The organism is Pseudoroseomonas cervicalis ATCC 49957 (assembly GCF_000164635.1).
GTDB classification, from domain to species: Bacteria; Pseudomonadota; Alphaproteobacteria; order Acetobacterales; family Acetobacteraceae; genus Pseudoroseomonas; species Pseudoroseomonas cervicalis.
This window is the reverse complement of sequence record NZ_GG770955.1, coordinates 1-2,143: the sequence shown is the minus strand read 5'-3', so window position 1 is coordinate 2,143 and position 2,143 is coordinate 1. Positions and strand designations below refer to the sequence as shown.

General features: G+C 73.5%; 2 protein-coding genes and 1 pseudogene. All 3 read left to right on the top strand.

Annotation, left to right across the window (positions count from 1 at the left end):
• Positions 1 to 380: pseudogene (locus tag HMPREF0731_RS20740) on the top strand (hypothetical protein); the annotation flags it as partial.
• The gene (locus HMPREF0731_RS20735; protein ID WP_007006193.1) at positions 377 to 769 is read left to right on the top strand and encodes a hypothetical protein; all 393 of its coding nucleotides are present in this window, start codon (positions 377 to 379) and stop codon (positions 767 to 769) included. The pseudogene HMPREF0731_RS20740 and the gene HMPREF0731_RS20735, both read left to right, overlap by 4 nt.
• Positions 766 to 2,100: a glutamate--tRNA ligase gene (gene gltX / locus HMPREF0731_RS20730; RefSeq protein ID WP_007006192.1), complete on the top strand. Its 1,335-nt coding sequence runs from the start codon at positions 766 to 768 to the stop codon at positions 2,098 to 2,100. Before HMPREF0731_RS20735 ends, gltX begins: the two co-directional genes overlap by 4 nt.
• The last annotated feature ends 43 nt before the right edge of the window (positions 2,101 to 2,143 follow it).

Sequence of the window (2,143 nt, the reverse complement as noted above, 5' to 3'; positions counted from 1 at the left end):
AGGGACCAGCCTTGCGCCTGACCCCGCTCGACCGCACCGCCCTGGCGCTGGGCGAGGCCGCGCCCCCCGGCGACCACGCCCCCTTCCGCGACCTGTTCCGCGCCGAGCTGGCGGAGCTCGCCGCCCATCGTGGCCTGCCGCCGCCCCTGCCGCCCAACCCGGCGCTGGAGGCGTCGCTGGCCGCGCTGCTCACCCGCCATGCCGCACCGGTGGACGCGGCCGCTTCGGGCGGCTACGACCCGGCGGAGGCCGCGCGGCTGTGGCAGCGCGTGGCGGCGGCGTCCTACACGCGCCGCCTGGCCCCGCCGGGGCCCTGCCTCTCCCGGCGCCCCTGCGGGCCCGACCCCTTCAGCGACGGAATGACAAGCCCCTTCCCATGAGCGGCGATTTCGACACCTCCATCTTCGCGCCGCCGGGCGGCTACAGCGTGCGCATCCGCGACCTCTCCGGCGGCAATGGCGCGGAGCCGGTGGAGACCATCCGCGGCTTCCAGACGCTCGCCCAGGCCAATGCCTTCGCCCGCCGCTATGTGCGCGACAGCGTCGAGCGCTGCCGCGCCGCCGGCCTGACCCCGGACGAGGTGCTGGCCGCCTGGTTCGCCTTCGGCGAGGATGCCGAGGTGACCGGCGGCCCCGGCGGCCAGGGCTGGTCCTCCGGCGCCGAGATCCAGGATTTCGCGTCCAAGCCGGTGAAGGACCGGGAGGAGCGCAACTGGCGCGTGCTCGACCCCCGTCGCCAGGATGAGGACGAGGCGGAGGACGAGGCATGAGGCTGCGCTTCGCCCCCAGCCCGACCGGCTACCTGCATGTCGGCAATGCCCGCGTCGCCGTGGCCAACTGGCTGGTCGCCCGCCAGCAGGGCGGCCGCTTCATCCTGCGCTTCGATGACACCGACACCGAGCGCAGCAAGCCCGAATACGCCTCCGGCATCGAGGAGGATCTGCGCTGGCTCGGCCTCGACTGGGATGAGAGCTTTCGCCAGTCCGACCGCCTCGACCGCTATGAGGCCGCCGCCGAGAAACTGAAGAAAAGCGGCCTGCTGTATCCCTGCTTCGAATCCGAGGAGGAGCTGCGCTTCAAGCGCGAGCAGCGCCAGAAGCAGGGCCGCCCGCCGGTCTATGACCGCGCCGCGCTGAAGATGACGCCGGAGCAGCTCGAGCGGGCGCTCGCCAATGGCAAGACGCCCTATTGGCGCTTCAAGCTCGGCATGCGCAGCGTCGAATGGCAGGATGGCGTGCTCGGCCGCCGCCAGGTGAAGCTGCCGCCGATCTCCGACCCGGTGCTGATCCGCGCCGATGGCTCCTTCCTCTACACCTTCACCTCGGTGGTGGACGACCTGGAGACAGGCATCACCCACATCATCCGCGGCGAGGACCACGTCACCAACACCGGCGTGCAGATCGACATCCTCGAGGCGCTGTTGGGCCGGCCCTGCGCCATCCGCTTCGCGCATCTGCCGCTGCTGACCGACGCCGATGGCGGGCCCCTCTCCAAGCGCCTGGGCTCCATGGGGCTGCGCCAGCTGCGCCGCGACGGGATCGAGCCGGCGGCGCTGGTCGGCTACCTCGCCGCCCTCGGCTCCTCCGCCGATCCGGTGGCGGCGCCGGCGGCCGGGCTGGTGGCGGGCTTCGACCTGTCGCGCATCTCGAAGAGCACGGCGCGCTTCGACCCGGCCCAGCTGCTCGGCCTGAACCGCCGCTACCTGCACGGGCTGGACTTCGCCACGGTGAAGGACCGCCTGCCGGAGGGCGCCGACGAGGCCTTCTGGCTCTCCGTGCGTGGCAATCTCGACCTGCTGGCCGAGGCGCGCGACTGGTGGGAGGTGGCCCATGGCCCGCTCACCGTCCCGCCCCAGCCGGAGGAGGCGGAATTCCTGCGCCAGGCGCTCGACCACCTGCCGCCCGAGCCCTGGGGCGAGGAAAGCTGGAGCGCCTGGACCCGGGCGCTGGGCGCCGCCACTGGCCGCAAGGGCAAGGCGCTGTTCCTGCCGCTGCGCCGGGCCCTGACCGGCGAGGATCACGGGCCGGAGCTGCGCCTCTTCCTGCCCGTCATCGGCCGCGCCCGCGCCGAGGCGCGGCTGCGCCAGGCCGCCGGCCTCTGATGGCCGAGGCGCCGGTCGCCGTCATCGGCGCCTCGGGCCGCTC

Coding starts and splice junctions, on each gene's coding strand:
- HMPREF0731_RS20735 (WP_007006193.1), top strand. CDS start 377: ATGAGCGGCGATTTCGACACCTCCATCTTCGCGCCGCCGGGCGGCTAC.
- gltX (WP_007006192.1), top strand. CDS start 766: ATGAGGCTGCGCTTCGCCCCCAGCCCGACCGGCTACCTGCATGTCGGC.